The sequence below is a fragment of the Xanthomonas sp. F1 genome (assembly GCF_014199855.1).
This window is the reverse complement of sequence record NZ_JACHOK010000002.1, coordinates 316,755-334,026: the sequence shown is the minus strand read 5'-3', so window position 1 is coordinate 334,026 and position 17,272 is coordinate 316,755. Positions and strand designations below refer to the sequence as shown.

At 70.0% G+C, this 17,272-nt stretch carries 14 protein-coding genes; 4 read left to right on the top strand and 10 right to left on the bottom strand.

The features are described from left to right. Nucleotides 1-2: 2 nt before the first annotated feature. Entirely contained in the window at nt 3-1,079 is a 1,077-nt protein-coding gene (locus GGR71_RS06140) for an SAM-dependent methyltransferase (protein WP_160961136.1), read from the top strand. Nucleotides 1,080-1,293: 214 nt separating this feature from the next. On the opposite strand, the gene GGR71_RS06135 is transcribed toward GGR71_RS06140, so the two are convergent. Both GGR71_RS06135 and GGR71_RS06130 read right to left on the bottom strand, forming a co-directional pair. Beyond that, a complete protein-coding gene (locus GGR71_RS06135) occupies nt 1,294-1,638 on the bottom strand; it encodes a RidA family protein (protein WP_010342343.1) in 345 nt (114 codons plus the stop codon). Then, a complete protein-coding gene (locus GGR71_RS06130) occupies nt 1,635-2,327 on the bottom strand; it encodes a DUF998 domain-containing protein (protein ID WP_160961138.1) in 693 nt (230 codons plus the stop codon). Before GGR71_RS06130 ends, GGR71_RS06135 begins: the two co-directional genes overlap by 4 nt. A 500-nt stretch (nt 2,328-2,827) precedes the next feature. On the opposite strand from GGR71_RS06130, the gene mprF reads away from it, so the two are divergent. After that, complete coding sequence (gene mprF, locus GGR71_RS06125; protein ID WP_160961141.1) at nt 2,828-5,392, top strand: bifunctional lysylphosphatidylglycerol flippase/synthetase MprF; 2,565 nt, start codon at nt 2,828-2,830, stop codon at nt 5,390-5,392. Between the two features lie 734 nt (nt 5,393-6,126). On the opposite strand, the gene GGR71_RS06120 is transcribed toward mprF, so the two are convergent. From GGR71_RS06120 to GGR71_RS06100, 5 genes are all read right to left on the bottom strand, one after another. Next, the gene (locus GGR71_RS06120; RefSeq protein WP_184451735.1) at nt 6,127-7,551 is read right to left on the bottom strand and encodes a virulence factor family protein; all 1,425 of its coding nucleotides are present in this window, start codon (nt 7,549-7,551) and stop codon (nt 6,127-6,129) included. A gap of 123 nt (nt 7,552-7,674) precedes the next feature. Further along, nucleotides 7,675-7,860, bottom strand: a complete 186-nt coding sequence (locus GGR71_RS06115) for an oxidoreductase-like domain-containing protein (protein ID WP_048490986.1) — start codon at nt 7,858-7,860, stop codon at nt 7,675-7,677. Between the two features lie 79 nt (nt 7,861-7,939). Further along, entirely contained in the window at nt 7,940-8,539 is a 600-nt protein-coding gene (locus tag GGR71_RS06110) for an HD domain-containing protein (RefSeq protein WP_160963132.1), read from the bottom strand. After that, nucleotides 8,536-9,156 carry an RNA 2',3'-cyclic phosphodiesterase gene (gene thpR, locus GGR71_RS06105; protein WP_160963130.1) on the bottom strand — a complete coding sequence of 207 codons (621 nt, stop codon included), beginning with the start codon at nt 9,154-9,156 and terminating at the stop codon, nt 8,536-8,538. Before thpR ends, GGR71_RS06110 begins: the two co-directional genes overlap by 4 nt. A 144-nt stretch (nt 9,157-9,300) precedes the next feature. Next, the gene (locus GGR71_RS06100) at nt 9,301-9,756 is read right to left on the bottom strand and encodes a PA2169 family four-helix-bundle protein (RefSeq protein ID WP_041500455.1); all 456 of its coding nucleotides are present in this window, start codon (nt 9,754-9,756) and stop codon (nt 9,301-9,303) included. A gap of 631 nt (nt 9,757-10,387) precedes the next feature. Here GGR71_RS06100 and GGR71_RS06095 point away from each other — a divergent pair. Then, a complete protein-coding gene (locus tag GGR71_RS06095; protein WP_160963142.1) occupies nt 10,388-11,383 on the top strand; it encodes a tetratricopeptide repeat protein in 996 nt (331 codons plus the stop codon). Nucleotides 11,384-11,462: 79 nt separating this feature from the next. On the opposite strand, the gene GGR71_RS06090 is transcribed toward GGR71_RS06095, so the two are convergent. Further along, nucleotides 11,463-12,665, bottom strand: a complete 1,203-nt coding sequence (locus GGR71_RS06090; RefSeq protein WP_160963128.1) for an MFS transporter — start codon at nt 12,663-12,665, stop codon at nt 11,463-11,465. 266 nt (nt 12,666-12,931) lie between these two features. Between GGR71_RS06090 and GGR71_RS06085 the strand changes: the two genes are divergently transcribed. After that, a complete protein-coding gene (locus tag GGR71_RS06085) occupies nt 12,932-14,020 on the top strand; it encodes an alkene reductase (protein WP_160963126.1) in 1,089 nt (362 codons plus the stop codon). Between the two features lie 41 nt (nt 14,021-14,061). On the opposite strand, the gene GGR71_RS06080 is transcribed toward GGR71_RS06085, so the two are convergent. Together GGR71_RS06080 and GGR71_RS06075 are read right to left on the bottom strand one after the other, a co-directional pair. Continuing rightward, nucleotides 14,062-16,584, bottom strand: a complete 2,523-nt coding sequence (locus GGR71_RS06080; RefSeq protein ID WP_160963124.1) for an alpha/beta hydrolase family protein — start codon at nt 16,582-16,584, stop codon at nt 14,062-14,064. A 333-nt stretch (nt 16,585-16,917) separates the two neighbouring features. Then, nucleotides 16,918-17,259, bottom strand: coding sequence for a zinc ribbon domain-containing protein YjdM (locus tag GGR71_RS06075; protein WP_048490980.1), 342 nt, complete (start codon nt 17,257-17,259; stop codon nt 16,918-16,920). Nucleotides 17,260-17,272 lie beyond the last annotated feature (13 nt).

Here is a 17,272-nt window from a genome sequence, read left to right as displayed (position 1 = left end):
CCATGTCCAGCACCTTCGCCACCTCTTCCCCGCCCGCCGCGCCGGCCGAGCCGCTGAGCACGCGCCTGGCCGAATCCGGCCTGCTGCCCGACGCCGTGCTGCGCGCAGCGATGCGCCGGCTGTGCGCACAGCGCCTGCGCGAGGAGCGCGACGGCGGCGCCGATGCGGCCTGGGAACGCCAGCGCGTGCTGATCGAATCACTGCGCGAGAGCGCCATCGCGATCGAGACCGACGCGGCCAACCGCCAGCACTACGAAGTGCCGCCGCGCTTCTTCGAGCTGTGCCTGGGCAAGCGCCTGAAATACAGCAGCTGCTACTGGGATGCGACCACGCCCGACCTGGACGCGGCGGAAGAGCGCATGCTGCAGCTGTATGGCGAACGCGCGCAGCTGCGTGATGGCCAGCGCATCCTCGAACTGGGCTGCGGCTGGGGCTCGCTGACGCTGTGGATGGCCGAGCAGTTCCCCGGCGCGCGCATCACCGCGGTGTCCAACTCGCGGCCGCAGCGCGAGCACATCGAAGCGCAATGCCGCGCGCGCGGGCTGAACAACGTCAAGGTGATCACCCACGACGCCAACACCCTGACCCTGCCGACCGAGAGCTACGACCGCGTGGTCTCGATCGAGATGTTCGAGCACATGCGCAACTACCGCGAACTGCTCAAGCGCGTCAGCCACTGGCTGGTGCCGGGCGGACGGCTGTTCGTGCACATCTTCTGCCATCGCGACCTGGCCTACCCGTTCGAGGTGCAGGGCGAGGACAACTGGATGGGCCGGCACTTCTTCACCGGCGGCCTGATGCCGGCCGCCGACACCCTGCTGCAGTTCCAGGACGACCTGGCGATCGAACGCCGCTGGCTGCTGTCCGGCCAGCACTACGAGAAGACCGCCAACGCCTGGCTGCACAACCAGGACCGCCACCGCGATGCGCTGATGCCAGTGCTGCAGGCCACCTACGGCGCCGACGCCAAGATCTGGTGGCAACGCTGGCGCATGTTCTGGATGGCCTGCGCGGAACTGTTCGGCTACGAACACGGCCAGCAGTGGGGCGTGGCGCATTACCGGTTCGTCAGGCGCTGAGGCGCTGAGGTGCCGGGATTGGGGAGTCGGGATTGGGGATTGGCAAAGGCGGCGTGCTGCCGCCTGATCGCTTCCGTGTGGGAGCGACTTTAGCCGCGAGGGGCGTTACCGGTGCCTGTCGCGGCTGAAGCCGCTCTTACGAGGATCAGGGATACGCACGCGACGTCGTGGCGGGCAAGACGCATCCCCAATCCCCAATCACGAATCCCGCCGCTCAAGCGGCCGCTGTAATGACGATCTCGATCTTCCAGGCCGGATCGGCCAGCTTGGCCTGCACGGTGGCGCGGGCCGGGGTGTTGCCCGGGCTGACCCATTCCTCCCAGACCTTGTTCATCTCGGCGAACTCGGCCAGGTCGGTCATGTAGATCTCGGCGCGCAGGATCCGGCTCTTGTCGGTGGCGGCGAGCGCCAGCAGCCGGTCGATCGCAGCGAGCACTTCGCGGGTCTGGCCGGCGATGTCGGCGCTGGTGTCCTCGGCGATCTGGCCGGCCAGGTAGGCCACGCCGTTGTGCACGGTCATCTCCGACATGCGTGGGCCGGTATCGAAACGCTGGATCATGATGCGCTGTCCTGTAGTGGGAAGACCACGCCATTGTCGCGCGATTGCGCCGCGGCTGCAGGCGCCGGGCGCCACACGCGGTACGCCACCGGCAACAGCCAGGCCAGGATCAGCACGATCGCCAGCTTCTGGGTCAGCCCGCGAGGCGGCGCGCGCCACAGCACATGCACCCACAAGGCGACGAACGCCAGCACCGCCAGCAGCAGCAACGGCCCGGCGCGGCCCTGCCACGCCGCCTGCCGGCGCAGCCACGCACTTTGCAGCAGCATCGCCGTGGTCACGCACAGGAACGCGGTCTGCGCGGATAGCCCGTGCACCAGCGGCGCCAGCAGTGGTGCGCGCTGCGGCAAATAGCTGTCGCCGATCGCCACGCCGCACAGGCCAACCGCAGCGCAGCCGAACAGCAACACCGGCGCGCCGCTGCGTGCGCGTGGCGGTGCTTGCGCATACAGCCCGGCTGCCAACGCCACCACCCCGGCGGCCAGCAAGACGTAGACGGTGCGCAGCAGCAGACCACCGGGGCCATGCAGGTACTGGCTGAGTGTGGCCTGCTGCCAGTGCAGATCGGCGCGCAGGCCCTGCAAGACGATGGCCACGCCAAGGAACGACAGCGCCAACAGCAGCGCCGCGGCACCGGCCAGGCGCGTCCAGCGCGGCGGCGCGGGAAAGGGAGATGCGGACAACGCCATCGACAGGCTCCGGAACCGACACAGATCGTCGCCGCAAGCGCCGGCCACGGCCCCTGCCGCGGTCCCGACGCCGTGGCGACGTACGATTCCACTATCATGCGCGTCGCCGGCGTGGCCGGTATAGCCTGGAGCGGGCGATGCACGGCGGGAGGAGCGGCATGGGTAAGGAAGGATGCGGTGCGTGCGCTGCGTGGTACGGCCCGGGATGGCGCCAAGCCCGCCGCGCAGGATCGCCTTCGCGCCACTGATCGTTCCCCTGCCGGGACGTGGCGCGTGGCGTCCCAGCAAGGGCGCTGCGCGGCGTGCCAGGGCAACCTGCCTCGCCCCGGCGCCCACACACCACGTCGTAGCCACCTGTTCGTCGCCTTCTCAATGTTCGTAACACGCTTTCATCCAACCGGTATCGCGATGGCCCGTCTTCGTTCCACCTACAGTTCCGCTCTGGCCCCGTCGCGCACCGCGCGCCGCGCGCCGTCGCGCCTCGCCTACGCCCGCCCGCAATGACCGACACCGCGCCCTCCGCTCCCGCACCCACTCCCGGCTGGCGCCGTGCGCTGCCGGTGCTGGCCAGCCTGGCGATCCTGGCCCTGGCGCTGCATGCGCTGGCCACGGAGTTCAGTACCCACGGCTACAGCGCGATCCGTCACGCCTTCAACCAACTGAGCCTCAGCCAGATCGTGCTGACCCTGCTGCTGGGCCTGAGCAGCTACGCCTGCCTGATCGGCTTCGATGCCGTCGGCCTGCGCCGCAGCGGCCGCAAGCTGCATCCGATGCGGATCAGCATCACCGCGTTCCTGGCGCATGCGGTCGGACAGACCCTGGGCTTCGCCGCGCTGACCGGCGGCGCGGTACGCCTGCGCGGCTACGGCCGGGTCGGGCTGAGCCTGGCCGAGATCGGCCAGGTGGTGCTGATGAGCACGCTGGGCTTCGTGTTCGGCGCCTGGCTGCTGCTGGCGCTGGCCCTGACCCTAGAGCCGGCCGCGGCGGCGCTGGCGCTGCCGGTCGGCGCCACGGCGGTGCGGGCGATCGGCATCGCGCTGCTGGTCGGCTTCGCCACGATGCTGCTGCTGGCCGGCCGCGACGGCCGCACCCTGCGCTGGCGCAGCCATGAGCTGTGGCTGCCGGACCGGCGCACCACCCTGGGCGTGACCGCGCTGAGCGTGGTCGAACTGGGCCTGGCCAGCGCCGCGTTCTACGTGCTGCTGCCCAACGAATCGGGCATCGAGTACATCGGCTTCGTCGGCCTGTATCTGGTCGCGGTGGTGGCGGGCCTGGTCTCGACCGTGCCGGCCGGCCTGGGCGTGTTCGAATGGAGCCTGCTCAAGCTGCTGCCCGGCGTGGCGCCGGCGGCGGTACTGGCGGCGGCGCTGATCTACCGCATCACCTACTACGTGGTGCCGCTGCTGCTGTCGGTGCTGATGGCCTCGCTGTCCGGCCTGCGCCGGCCGCTGGTCGCCGGTGCCGGCGGCGTGCGCGTGGCCTGGCGCACCCTGCGCCCGTGGCTGCCGCAGATCATCGCCCTGGCGGTGTTCGCGGTCGGCGCGGCGCTGGTCATCGACGGCACCCTGCCCACCCCCAAGCGCCGCCAGGACATGGCGCCGCTGTCGATCATGGAGACCTCGCACCTGCTGGCCAGCCTCGGCGGCGTGGTGCTGCTGCTGATCGGCCAGGGCCTGCAGCGGCGCAGCCATGCCGCCTGGGTACTGGCGATCGGCATCTGCGTGCTGCTGCCGCTGCCGGCCTGGCTGCGCGGCGGCCACGTTTCGGTGGCGCTGTCCTCGCTGGTGGTGGCGGTCGGTCTGTGGGGCGCGCGCCGCGAGTTCTACCGCGAGGGCGCGCTGCTCGACGAGGCCTGGTCGTGGCCCTGGCTGCGCAACCTCGGCCTGGTGCTGATCGCCACGATCTGGCTGCTGTTCTTCGTCTACAGCCACGTCGAATACCAGAACGAGCTGTGGTGGGAATTCGCCACCTCGGCCAACGCGCCGCGTGCGCTGCGCGCGGTGTTGCTGGTCAGCGTGGCTGTTGTGGTGTTCGGGCTGGCGCGGCTGCTGCACAGCACCCGCTCGCCGTTGCCGCCGGCCGATGACGCGCAACTGGACGCGCTGGCGCCGGTGCTGGCCCAGGCCACCGACACCCAGGCCTGCCTGGTGCTGACCGGCGACAAGGCGCTGCTGCAGGCCGAGGACGGCCCCGGTTTCGTGATGATGCAGCGCTACGGCGGCTCGCTGGTGGCGATGGGCGACCCGGTCGGCGCGCCGGAGGTGGCCCGCGCGCTGATCTGGCGTTTCCGCGAGGAAGCCGACCGCATGGGCCTGCGCCCGGTGTTCTACCAGGTGGGCGAGCAGCACTGGCAGACGTACCTGGACCTGGGCCTGACCCTGGTCAAGCTCGGCGAGGAAGCGATGGTGTCGCTGGAGGGCTTCCACCTGGAGGGCCGCGACCGCGCCGACCTGCGCCAAGCCTGGAACCGCGGCAAGCGCAGCGGGCTGAGCTTCCGCATCGTCGAAACCGACGCGGTGGACGCGCTGATGCCGGTGCTGGCCGAGGTTTCGCAGCAGTGGCTGGAAGACAAGGCTGGTGCCGAGAAGGGTTTCTCGCTGGGCAGCTTCGACCCGGCCTACCTGCGCCGCTTCCCGATCGCCGTGGTGGAGTTCGAAGGCAAGGTCGTGGCCTTCGCCAACCTGTGGCAGGCCCCGGCCGGCCACGAGCTGTCGGTGGATTTGATGCGGCACATCGCCGACGCGCCGAAGGGCACCATGGATTTCCTGTTCATCGAACTGTTCCTGTGGGGCCGCGACCAGGGCTACAAGCGCTTCTCGCTGGGCATGGCGCCGCTGTCGGGCCTGGCCCAGCACCGCCTGGCCGGCCGCTGGAACCGTTTCGGCAACCTGATCGTGCGCCACGGCGAACGCTTCTACGGCTTCACCGGCCTGCGCCGCTTCAAGTCCAAGTTCGCCCCCACCTGGCGCACCCGCTACCTCGCCGCCCCCGGCGGCATGCACCTGCCCGCCGCCCTGCTGGACGTGACCCGGCTGATCTCGCTGGATCCGCGCAAGCCGGAGTGAGGCGGGGATGGGGGATGGGGGATGGGGGATGGGGGATGGGGGATGGGGGATGGGGGATGGGGGATTGGGGATTGGGGATTGGGGATTGGGGATTGGGGATTGGGGATTGGGGATTGGGGATTAGGGATTGGGGATTGGGGATTGGGGATTGGGGATTGGGGATTTGCCCGGTCACCCCGCGTTTGCTGGAGCATTTCGAGGCTTCGCGCCGTACCCTCATCCGCCCCTTCGGGGCACCTTCTCCCAGTGGGAGAAGGAAAAGCGCTAGCCCCCCTACCCCGGGAGAGGGTTGGGGTGAGGGTACGGCCGCCATGGCGCGCCCGGCGGCATGCACCTGCCCGCCGCCCTGCTGGACGTGACCCGGTTGATCTCGCTGGATCCGCGCAAGCCGGAGTGAGGCGGGGATTGGGGAGTCGGGATTGGGGATTCGCCTGGTCACCGGCGTTGCTGGAGCATTTCGGGGCTTCGCGCCGCCCCCTCATCCGCCCCTTCGGGGCACCTTCTCCCAGCGGGAGAAGGAAAAGCGCTAGCCCCTCTACCCCGGGAGAGGGGTTGGGGTGAGGGTACGGCCGCCATAGAGTCCGGCGACAGCGAGCGGCGCTTATCCCCTCGCGGGACCGACGTTTCAGCGGTCGGCGTCGCGGCTGAAGTCGCTCCTACGACGACGCGAGCGGACATGCCCGGTCACGCGACCAATCCGCCAATCCCGAATCCCCAATCTCCAATCCCGGCCGTCAATCAATGCGCTGCAGGATCTGCTTGGCCAGAGTCGCGTAATCGCCCTGGAAATGATGGTCGCCGGGCAGCTTGACCAGTTGCACCCCGCCCTTGGGCAGGTCCGGGCACAGCGCGTCGTCGTCGTCCTCGCCGTAGAGGCACAGGGTCTGCGCCGGCGGCATCTTCGCCACTTCCGGGGCGATCGGCAGGCCGTCGTCGCCGGAACTGATCCAGTTGGACACGTGGAATTCGTAGTCGGCGGTCTTGCCCACCGACAGCAGGGCGGTGAGCTGCACTTGGTCGCGCATTGCCTCCGGCAGCTGGTTGTAGGCCGCCGGCAGCACGTCGGCGCCCTGCGAGAAGCCGATCAGCACCACCCGTCCGCGCTGCCACAGGTGGCTGTAGTGGCGGTAGATGCGGTCCAGGTCGGTGGCGAAGCCCTGCGGCGTGCGCTCGCTCCAGAAGTAGCGCAGCGAATCCACGCCCACCACCGGGATACCGGCCTTGGCCAGGGCGCCGGCGACCTGCTGGTCGAGTCCGGCCCAGCCGCCGTCGCCGGAGACGAAGATCGCGAACACGTTGCCGTTGTCGGCATCGCCCGCACCGGCGGCTGCCGGCACTTCGACCACCGGCAGCCCGGCAAGGTCGGCCGGGGTCGGCGGCAGGCTGACGCCCGGCCGGTCGCCCAGCGAACGCACTGCCGCGCGCAGGCCGGGCAGCGCGTCGCCGCTGGCGCTACGGCGGAACTGCCGTGCCTGGGCCACCTTCTGCAGGAACGCATCGCTCTGCTGGCTGCAGCGGTCGCGGCGGGTCTTGGCATCGAGCGCGGCCAGCCACGGCACCGGCAGCGCGGTCGGCTTCAACGCACGCGCCGGCGCGGTGATGCCGGCGCCGCAGATCTGGTCGTCGAGCACCTGCACCGGGCAGAAATCCTCGGTCAGCAGGCCCGCCAGCAGATGCTTGGGCGCCTGCGCGGCGACCGCGTAGGCCAGCGCGGCACCATCGCCGTCGCCGATCAGCAACGGCAGGTGGTAGGTCGGCACGTGGAAATAGGCCTGCACGTAGCGCGAGAAGTTCTCCACATCGCCGGCGGAGAAGCCGCAGGTACCGTCGATCTTCGCCAGCACCGCCTGCAGGTGTGCGCTGTCGATCACCGCGACCATGGCGCCGTCGTCGCGCAGCGCCTCGATCTGGCGCATGCGCTCGGCATCGGCGTGCTTGCCGCCGGCGAACCACAGCACCACGCGCTGCGCATTGCCCTTGGGCAGCAGCACCGGCACTTGCTCGAAGCGGCCATGACTGAGCTTTTCCGGCACCGCTGCCGGTGCGCCGGCACGCGGCGCGGCGGCGGCCGTAGCCTCCGGTGCCGCGCCGGCGACGCCGGCCGCGAGCAGTCCGCCCAATGCACATCCCCACATCCAACCGCCACGCTTCTGCATCATCCAGCCATCCTGAAAAGGCGCGTTAAAGATAATCCCGAACGGCGGCGGCGCGAAGCGCGACGCGCTCGGCGGTTCATGCCGGGTACGCCGGACCTGGGCCATCACCTGCGTTGGCGAGGCCCATCACACGTCTGCGTCGGCGCCGGGATGGCGCAGCCGCCAGGCGGCCAGCGCCTGCCGATAGCGCGCCAGTTCCTCGTGGTAGAGGTCGTAGACGCATAGCGGGCAGCCACTGTCGCAACAGTCGCTGGGGCCGGGAGGCAGCGGCGCCTGCGGGCGGGGATCGGCATTGGCGGCAGGGTCGGACATGAGGCTCCGTGGCAGCGGCCGGGGCAGACCGGCGCGGCAGTGTAGAAGAAGGCTGTGCCGGCCGCGGTCACTGGCTCCGTCAGCCGATGGCCTGGCGCAGGTTGGCGCGCGCCGCCGCGTCGTAGCGCGCGTGGAACCGCTCGCTGAGAAAGATGCGCGGCTGCGCCAGCACAGTGCGCAGGAAAGCGCGGCGCTTGCGTCGGTACAACCAGCCCGGCACCACCCCGCGGTACTCCTCGGCGATGGCACGATCGTAGGCGGCAAAGGCCTCCGGCGCGGCGCCGAGGATGGCCATGTCGCAATCCAGGAACAGCGCCGCCTCCACATCCACCGAGTCGACGGTGAATTGCCCGTGGCGCGCGGTGAGTTCGATCAGCGCAGCCACCCGCGCCGCATCCACCGCGGCGTCCGGCAGCCACTGTGCAATCGCGGCCTCGGCCAGGCGCGCCGACTGCGCTTCGTTGTCGCCGCGGCCGGCGCGGTACACCGCATCGTGATAGAGCACGGCCAGGTAGACCTCGCGCGGCTGCTGCCAGCCGGTGTCGGCGGCGACCTCGGCGTAGTGCGCCAGCACCGCTTCGACGTGGCCGAAATGGTGATACGCCCGCGGCGGCTCGGCGTAGGCCGCGCGCAATTGCGCCCATTGCGCGTCGGGCAGGGTCAGCGGCGCCGCGTTCATGCGCCGCGCTGCGCAGGATCGGCGCGCAACGGCCAACGCGCTTCGTGCAGGTAACGGCCCTGGCCCTGTACGCTGCGGATCAGGCTCAGCGATGTCGCCTGCCAAGGCAGCGCCGGCACGTGCTGCGGCGCCAGCGCCTGATCGACATAGGCCATGGTCATGTGCGGCAGATACGCACCGTCGGCGCGGGGCGCCACGCCATGTCGGGCCAACTGCTGCTGCAGCGCCTGACGCAGGGCCAGCAGCGAAGCAGGCTCGCCGTCGCCGCGCAGCACCAGCGGCCGGCTGCGCGCGCGGCTGTCGAAGGTCGCCGCTTGGTCGAATGCCAGTTCGAACGGCGCGGCCGCAAGCGCCTGCCCGGCGGCGCAGGCCTGCTGCAACAAGCGTGGCGGGATACCGGCGTACTCGCCGAGATAGTGCAAGGTCACATGCAGCCGCTCGGGCGGCAGCGCGCGTCCGTGCAATCCATGGTCATGGCAAATTTGCTGGCCGAGATGGTGCACTGCCTGCGCCGTCTGCGCGTCCGGCAACAATGCGAAGAACAGGCTTTCGCGCGCGGCAGGCGCATCGAAGCCAAGCGAAAACTGGGCGCCAGCAGGCGCAGCATCGGGAGACATGAGCAGAAGCGGCAAACGCCGCAATCGGGTCGGGCAGCGGTCGAACACGCATGGTAGCAAGCGCACCGTCCCGCTACAGACCGTCGGCACGCCGACCCGGACAGCGCCGCGATGGCGGCGCGCCGGGTCGGCGGCAGGCAGCGATTACGCCGCGTTCTTCATCGCGTGCTTGCGGGTGCGCATCACGTCGTGGCAGGCGCGCACTTCCGGCAGCAGGCGGGTGGCGGCATCGCGCGCGGCGACCGGGGTGTCGGCGTCGGCGATGGTCTCGTTGAAGGCCTTCAGCAGGCGATCTTCGGATTCTTCCAGCTCGGCGACATAGCCGTACTTGGTGTCGCCCAGCGCGGCACGGACCTTGCCGTACATCTGCTGCATGCTGCCGACCATGGTGCCGTGCTCTTCCGGCTTGCCGCCGACAGACTGCACCACCGCGCTCAGGCTGCTGACAATGTCCGACTTGACGCCGGCGATGCGCAGGAACAGCGCGGACAACTCGGCGTCGCCCACCTTCTTCGCGGCTTCTTCGTAGAAGTCCTTGCCGTCGCGGGAAATGGCGATCAGGTCGTTGAGGCTGTGCGTGGTCTTGCTCTGGATGCTCATGGAAAACTCCTGTAGCGAGGCCGGCGATATCGCGCAACGGGCACACGGGGGGTGAACCTGGATATCGCACGGCGCGGTCGAGAGGATTGCCGCGTTGCGTGGTGGTGGCGATGCTGGGCAGAACGGCATAAAGCGCACGTGAGCCATCGGCGTTGGCTCCTCACGCCGCATTGCCGGTGGTGAACACGCGTTCATTGACGTGGCGCGCAGTCAGGCATGTGGTGAAGTTTTCACCATCCTGTCTGTGCGCATTGCGGCGCCTGGCCGGCAGGGACTTATCCACACGCTTGTCCCATGTTCGTCCACAGCGGCTGTGGATCACCGCCGCCATCGATCGCGTCGGCCGGAGACCGCTTGTCGGCGCTGCCACGATGACCGTCCTGTATCGCCAGCGAGGGCCTATAGTGCAGGCGAGCCCTCGCCACTGCAGGGCACCGCGAGGTGCGTCATGTTCGCCTGGACTGCGTTCGCCCTGCTCGCCGCCGCTACGGCCGTCCCGTCGTCTCCCTCCCCGTCCATCTCGTCATCGCGCCTGGCAGCGGCGGCACAGCGGGAGACGGCACCGCCAGCGCCTGCGACGACCGCCGCGGCAGCCGCCATGCCGACGCCGACGCCGACGCCGGAACAGATCATGCAACTGCCAGCGGCGCTGCACGCGCTGCTGCAGCAACGCATCGACCGCGGCGCCGATGCCGAACACCGCCTGCAGCAACTGGTGGCGCTGGCCTTCGACGCCAAGGGCCTGAACCTGCAGTACGACCCCAAGGCCACCCACAGCGTCGCCGAGAGCTACGCCAGCCGTCGCGTCAATTGCCTGTCCTTCACCCTGTTGTTCGTGGCGATGGCACGCGACGTCGGGCTGCAGGCGCAGGTCCAGGAAGTGCGCCGCGTCCTGAGCTGGTACGAAGACGGCAATGCGCTGTACAACGTCGGCCACGTCAACGCCGGCGTGCGCGTGGACAGCGGCCGCGGCAGCATCGACCTGGACCGCAGCGTGCTGATGGACCGGCGTGGTCCGCAGCCGATCTCCGACCGCCGCGCCCTCGCCCACTACTACAACAACCGCGGCGCCGAACTGATGGTCGACGGCGACCTCGACGGCGCGCGTGCGCATCTGGCGATGGCCCTGCAGATGGATCCGCGCTTCGCCGGGGCCTGGAACAACCAGGGCGTACTGGCGATGCGCGATGGCGACAGCACCGCCGCCGCACGCGACTACGCCAAGGCACTGGAGATCGATCCGGAGCACCTGCCGGCGCTATCCAATGCGGTGGGCCTGGCCCGGCGTGTGGGCGACAGCGCGCGCGAGACCGCATTGCAGCTGCAGATGGAACGCGTGCGCCAGCGCGATCCGTTCCAGCAGTATCTGCTCGGCAACGAGGCGGAGCGGCGCCAGGACTACACCGCGGCGATCGCCTATTACCGTCACGCACTGCACCTGTACGACGGCGCCCACCTGCTGTACTTCGCCCTGGCCCGCGCTTACCTGCACAGCGGCGACACCCGCCGCGCCACTGCGGCGCTGCGCGAGGCCATGGCGCACGCCGATCCGGCCAGCCAACCACGCTACCAGGGCAAGCTGGACGCGCTGCGGCAGCTGTCCTCGACCGTGCGGCCGCCGCGCTAGCGCAGCCTAGGGCAAGTCCTCACTGCCCGAATGCGCCGCGTTGGGTCTGGCAGGCGCGCTCAGGGAGTAAGGGCATGCCCTAGCCGGCCGCGTGCGCGCAGGCAGCACGCCGTGCCGCCTGGCGCGCCCACAGGTAGATCAGCAGGCCGCCCACGGCCATCGCCGCGCCTACATAGCCGGTGGAGGTCCAGCCCAGGCCGGCGCCGATCGCGATGCCGCCCAGCCACGGTCCCAGCGCGTTGGCCAGGTTGAACGCCGCATGGTTGGAAGCCGCCGCCAGGGTCTGCGCATCGCTGGCCACATCCATCAAGCGGGTCTGCAACACCGGCGCCAGCGCGCCCATGCTGCCGACCGCGACCACCGCCGGCAGCACCGCCCACGGCGAGGTCGCCGCCAGCGGGAACGCCAGCAACACCGCCAGCGACCACAGCAGCACCAGCGGCACCGCGCGGAACTGCATGCGGTCGAACAGCCAGCCGCCGGCCAGGTTGCCGAGCAAGCCGCCCAGCCCGAACGCGCCCATCGCCACCGGGATCCAGTGTTCGGACACGCCGGTGACCTCCATCAGGGTCGGCGCCAGATAGCTGAAGACGCAGAACATGCCGGCGAAACCGATCGACCCGATGCCCAGCGCCAGCCACACCTGCGTGCGGTTGAAAGCGCGCAGCTCACGCAACGGCGAGGGCCGCGCCTCCTGCGGATCGGCCGGCAGCAGGCGCCACACCAGCACCACCGTCAGCACCGCGATCACCGCAACCAGGGCGTAGGCGTAGCGCCATTCCGCCACCTGACCGAGCCAGGTCGCCAACGGGTTGCCGACCAGCACTGCCAGGTTGAGGCCGAGCAGCACCCGGCTGACCGCCGCGCCGCGCTGGTCGGGCGGACCGATCGACGCGGCCACCAGGGTCGCCACGCCGAAGTAGGCGCCGTGCGGCAGGCCGGCGACGAACCGCGCCAGCAGCATGCTGTGATAGTCCGGCGCCACTGCGCTGGCGAGGTTGCCGAATGCATAGAAGCCCATCAGCGCCAGCAGCAGATCCCGCCGCGGCCAGCGCGCGCCGAGGATCGCCAGCAGCGGCGCGCCGACCACCACGCCCAGCGCGTAGGCACTGATCAGATGCCCGACCTGCGGCGCATCGATGACCAGGCCACGGCCGATGTACGGCATCAGGCCCATGGTGGAGAACTCGCTGGTGCCGATCGCGAAACCGCCCATCGCCAGCGCGAACAGGATCAGCACGTAGCCGCGCCGCGACAGCGGCGCCGTGGCGGATGAGGTCATGCGCACGTCCCGAAAAGTAAGGGCCGCCCATTATTGTGCATTGCAGCACGTCCTGCAGCCCCCCGCGCGCGCAACGCCGCGTTGCGTGGTGCCGCTGGCGGCACCTGGCGCGGCAATGCCCTCGCGAACACGCCGCGGCAGCAACGCACTGTCCCATCGCACCACCGCGAAACCGCCGCGTGCGTCCCCATGTCCTGCACGCACGCCGCCTTGCAGCGCCACGCTGTAGGGTCGCCCGCCCCACTCCACCACCGAGAGACCCACCGATGACCGACACCGCTTCCCCGCTTTTCACGCCGCTGCGCCTGGGCGCGATCGCATTGGCCAACCGCATCGTGATGGCGCCGCTGACCCGCAACCGCGCCGAAGGCGAAGGCCGCATCCCCTCGCCGCTGGCCGCCGAGTACTACGGCCAGCGCGCCAGCGCCGGCCTGCTCATCGCCGAGGCGACCCAGATCAGCCCGATGGGCCAGGGCTACAAGGACACCCCGGGCATCTACAGCGACGCGCAGGTCGCGGCGTGGAAGACGGTCACCGACGAAGTGCATCGCCGCGGCGGCAAGATCGTGCTGCAGCTGTGGCACGTCGGCCGCATCTCGCACGTCAGCCTGCTGCCGGACGGCGCGGCGCCGGTCGCGCCGAGCGCGCTGCGCGCCGACGCCAAGACCTTCACCGCCGAGGGCTTCACCGATGTCTCCGCGCCGCGCGCGCTGCGCCTGGACGAAATCCCTGGGCTGATCGAGGACTTCCGTCGTGCCGCCCGCAACGCCATCGCCGCCGGCTTCGACGGCGTGGAAGTGCATGCCGCCAACGGCTACCTGATCGACCAGTTCCTGCGCGACGGCAGCAACCACCGCGACGACGCCTACGGCGGCAGCATCGAGAACCGTACGCGCCTGCTGTTCGAAGTGGTGCAGGCGGTGGCGCAGGAGATCGGCGCAGACCGTACCGGCGTGCGTCTGTCGCCGGTGACCCCGGCCAACGATGCGCGCGACAGCGACCCGCAGCCGCTGTTCGAGCGCGCGGTGGAACGGCTGGATCCGCTGGGCCTGGCCTTCGTGCACGTGATCGAGGGCGCCACCGGCGGCCCGCGCGACAACATCGCCTTCGACTATGCCGCGCTGCGCGCCAAGTTCCATGGCCCGTGGCTGGTCAACAACGGCTACGACAAGGCGTTGGCCGAAGAGACCGTGGCCTCCGGCCGCGCCGACGCGGTGGCGTTCGGCCGCCCGTTCATCGCCAACCCGGACTTGGTGGAACGGCTGCGCCGCGACGCGCCCTTGAATCAGGTGGACGCCGACACGCTGTACGGCGGTGGCGCCAAGGGCTACACCGACTACCCGACGCTGGATTGATCACGTCCTGCGGCGGCACCGCCATGGTGCCGCCGCCGCGGTCAGGGCGCCGCCGCGGCAGCGCCCGGTGTCGACGCTGGCCCGCCTTCTGAGCCCGAGAGATGGGTCTGCAGGAAGCCGGCCACGCCGCTCCACAATGCGACGCGATGCTCGACGTCGGCGAAACCGTGGCCCTCGCCCTGGAAGCTCAATCCCACCGGTGGATTGCCGGCCATGTCCAGCATGCGCAACATGCGCCGGGTGTGCTCGTAGTCCACTCGCCGATCCTCCAGGCCATGCGCCAGCATCACCGGCACCTTGATCGCGTCGTAGTGGTACAGCGGCGATGTGTCGATCATCTGTGCCAGTTCCGCCTTGGGATCGCCCAAGTGCTTTTCCAGGTTCGCCCGCCCTTCGGCGCTGCGCGCGCTGTCGCTGGCGGTGTAGAACAGGATGCGATCGGCCACGCCGGCGATGGACACGGCGCAACGGAAGCGTTGCGGCCAGCGGATCGTCATCACCAGCGCCGAATAGCCGCCATAGCTGGCGCCGAGCACGCACATGCGCTGCGGATCCAGCGGATAGCGCGCCTGCGCCTGCACGATTGCCGTATCGATATCGTCCTCGATCAACGTGCCGAAGCTGCCGCGTCCGGCCTCGCGAAACGCGCGACCGTAGCCGTCCGACCCGCGGAAGTTGACCCGCAGCACCGCGTAGCCCAACGAGGCGAGGAACTGCGTCTCCGGGTCGAAGCCCAGCGCATCGGCGACGCCGATCGGCCCGCCGTGCGGGAACACCACCAGCGGCTTGCGTCCGGCGCCGGGCGGCAGGGTCAGAAAGGCTTCCAGCGGCAGTCCGTCGCGGCCCTTGAATCGGAACACCTCGCTGGGGGCGAAGGCCATGCCGTGCAGCCACGGCATGGTCTCGCCGATCGACCGCGCCACGCGCTTGTCCAGGTCGAGATGGTAGAGCTGCGGCGGCTGGTCGGCGGCGTCGGCCCAGAGCACCATCTGCTTGCCGTCCGCATTGCGCGCGGCGATCTGCAGGTTGCGCCCCGGCAAGGCCGCGCTGAGCGCGCGGCCCAGGCGCTCGTCGGCGCTCTCGAAGTAGTGGCTGACCAGGCGTCCACTCTCGTAGTAGGTGACGCCGATCGGCGTGCGCTGCGGGCCCTGGATCATGTCGACCACGTCGACCGCGCTGCGGCTGAACAGCGTTCGGACGATCTTGCGCGTGGCCACGTCGTAGGCGACCAGCTCCCGCTGCGCGCGTCCGTCGTCGGTCACCGCATAGATCTGGTCCGCCGCATAGGACAGGCCCACCGGCTGGAAATCGCGCAGGTGATCGAGCGTCATCACGTCGCGATAGGTCGTTCCTTCGCCGTCGCGGTAGCGCAGCACGTAGCCGTCGTCGCGGCGCACGATGGCCAGGCGCAGCCGCCCTTCCCCATCGGTCAGCCAGCCGACGTCGCGCTCCAGGCCGACGTTCACCCGATCGCGCAGGCGCGGCCGCCAGCGGTCGATCGCCGCCTGGCTGGACACGTCCAGGACCTGCACGGCGTTGTCGCCGTTGCTCAAGGTGGTGGCGTACAGCACCTGGTTGGGGCGTTGTGGCAGGGCGTCGACCAGGAACCCGCCATCGGGCAAGGTCAGCGGACTCCATTTGCGTTTGCCGTCGGCCGCCATATCGGCACGCATGCCGCGCACCACGTCGCGTCCGTTCTTCACCGGCACGGTGAACAGCAACGCGTCGTTGCCGGCCCACAGCATCTGCCGGATCGGTTCGACGCTGGTGGCGAGCAGGCGTTGCTGATCGCTGGTCAGGTCCAGCAATTCGATGCGCCATTCGTCCTTGCGCTCGTGCACCTGCAACGCCAGCAGATCGCCGCGTGGATTCAAGCTGAGGTCGGTGATGCGGCTATCGCGGAACAGCGTGGCCGGCGCGATCGGCAGGGCGCCCGGCGCCGGCGGTGCGCGCAGCGCCACCTGCGCCGCGGGACGTGCGTCGGGGTGCTGCGCCAGCGCCTTGCGGTAGAACTCCGGGAACGGATCCGGGTAGTGCCCGGCGTAACGCAGGGCGTAGCGCGCCCACAGCGCCGGATGGGTCTGCTGCAGCCAGTCCATCGCCGCCAAGGCGCGATTGACCATGCCCATGTCGCCGCTGAAGAACGAGGACGGCCGGAACAGCAGGTCGCCCGGGTAGGTGATCTGCCCCGGTTCGAGCCGGAAGCGGAACTCGTCGTTGTCGCGCAGGTTGTAGCCGAACTGCGAGATCAACAGCACCCGGCGCCAGGCGTAGTCGCCGGCCGGCGCGATGTAGAGCCGGTAGCTGATGCCCGGCTTGAGACCGGACAGGGTGCCGCCACCGAAGACCTTGCCGTCCTTGTTCAACTCCACGCCGCTCAATGCGACGTCGGTGTCCACCGCCACCAGCACCAGGCCTTCGCCCGGCGCCAGCTCCGGCGTCTGTCCCGGCTTGACTTCCTGCATCCGCGCCCAGGCCGGCAGCGCCAGCAGGCATAGCCCCCAAGCCAGGACCAGCGTGCGCGCCAGACGGCCGGCAGCCGTCGCCCGTGTGTACGTGTGCATGTGCATCCCCTGTTCCGTGTCTGCGCCGGTCCGGCCGACGCCCCCCGGCGCCGTTGCACATGATAGCCGCCGCACCGCGCACGCTGGGCGTCGGGGGCGACGACGGCCACGCCGCGGGTGATCGCCTCTCTCCCTTCGCGGGCAGGACGCACGCCGTGCGCGGCTGGCGCCCGGACGGCAGCCTCCATCGGCTAACGGAAGCATCGCGTGTAGGAGCGGCTTCAGCCGCGAAGGGCGGTCCTGATGACGTCAGTCGCGACTGAAGCCGCCCTACGGGACATCTGCCTCCCTACAGGCGCCGAACGCCGCCGGCGCGCGGCACCGTCGCCAGCATCACGCCTTGCGCAAGAAGCAGGTCTTCAGCACCAGGCCCTTGATCTTGTCCGAGTTGCCTTCGATGTGTTCGGCATCGTCCTCGACCAGGCGGATGCCGCGGATCACCGTGCCCTGCTTCAGCGGGATCGATGAACCCTTGACCTTCAGGTCCTTGATCACGACCACCGTATCGCCGGCCTGCAGCACGTTGCCGTTGCTGTCGCGTACCACCGTCGCCGCGTCGTTGGCGGCTTCGGCCGCGGCCGGCCACTCGTGGCCGCAGTCCGCGCACACCCAGTTGGCGCCGTCGACATAGGTGTTTTCCAGGGTGCATTGCGGGCAGGCGGGTGCGGCGGGCATGGGAGTCCTTGAT

What these genes read in the sequence shown, in the direction of transcription:
- GGR71_RS06110 (WP_160963132.1), bottom strand. Translation starts at nt 8,539, where the DNA reads ATGAACGCGGCGCCGCTGACCCTGCCCGACGCGCAATGGGCGCAATTG.
- GGR71_RS06095 (WP_160963142.1), top strand. Translation starts at nt 10,388, where the DNA reads ATGCAACTGCCAGCGGCGCTGCACGCGCTGCTGCAGCAACGCATCGAC.
- GGR71_RS06135 (WP_010342343.1), bottom strand. Translation starts at nt 1,638, where the DNA reads ATGATCCAGCGTTTCGATACCGGCCCACGCATGTCGGAGATGACCGTG.
- GGR71_RS06130 (WP_160961138.1), bottom strand. Translation starts at nt 2,327, where the DNA reads ATGGCGTTGTCCGCATCTCCCTTTCCCGCGCCGCCGCGCTGGACGCGC.
- GGR71_RS06090 (WP_160963128.1), bottom strand. Translation starts at nt 12,665, where the DNA reads ATGACCTCATCCGCCACGGCGCCGCTGTCGCGGCGCGGCTACGTGCTG.
- GGR71_RS06085 (WP_160963126.1), top strand. Translation starts at nt 12,932, where the DNA reads ATGACCGACACCGCTTCCCCGCTTTTCACGCCGCTGCGCCTGGGCGCG.
- GGR71_RS06120 (WP_184451735.1), bottom strand. Translation starts at nt 7,551, where the DNA reads ATGATGCAGAAGCGTGGCGGTTGGATGTGGGGATGTGCATTGGGCGGA.
- GGR71_RS06075 (WP_048490980.1), bottom strand. Translation starts at nt 17,259, where the DNA reads ATGCCCGCCGCACCCGCCTGCCCGCAATGCACCCTGGAAAACACCTAT.
- GGR71_RS06115 (WP_048490986.1), bottom strand. Translation starts at nt 7,860, where the DNA reads ATGTCCGACCCTGCCGCCAATGCCGATCCCCGCCCGCAGGCGCCGCTG.
- GGR71_RS06080 (WP_160963124.1), bottom strand. Translation starts at nt 16,584, where the DNA reads ATGCACACGTACACACGGGCGACGGCTGCCGGCCGTCTGGCGCGCACG.
- mprF (WP_160961141.1), top strand. Translation starts at nt 2,828, where the DNA reads ATGACCGACACCGCGCCCTCCGCTCCCGCACCCACTCCCGGCTGGCGC.
- GGR71_RS06140 (WP_160961136.1), top strand. Translation starts at nt 3, where the DNA reads ATGTCCAGCACCTTCGCCACCTCTTCCCCGCCCGCCGCGCCGGCCGAG.
- thpR (WP_160963130.1), bottom strand. Translation starts at nt 9,156, where the DNA reads ATGTCTCCCGATGCTGCGCCTGCTGGCGCCCAGTTTTCGCTTGGCTTC.
- GGR71_RS06100 (WP_041500455.1), bottom strand. Translation starts at nt 9,756, where the DNA reads ATGAGCATCCAGAGCAAGACCACGCACAGCCTCAACGACCTGATCGCC.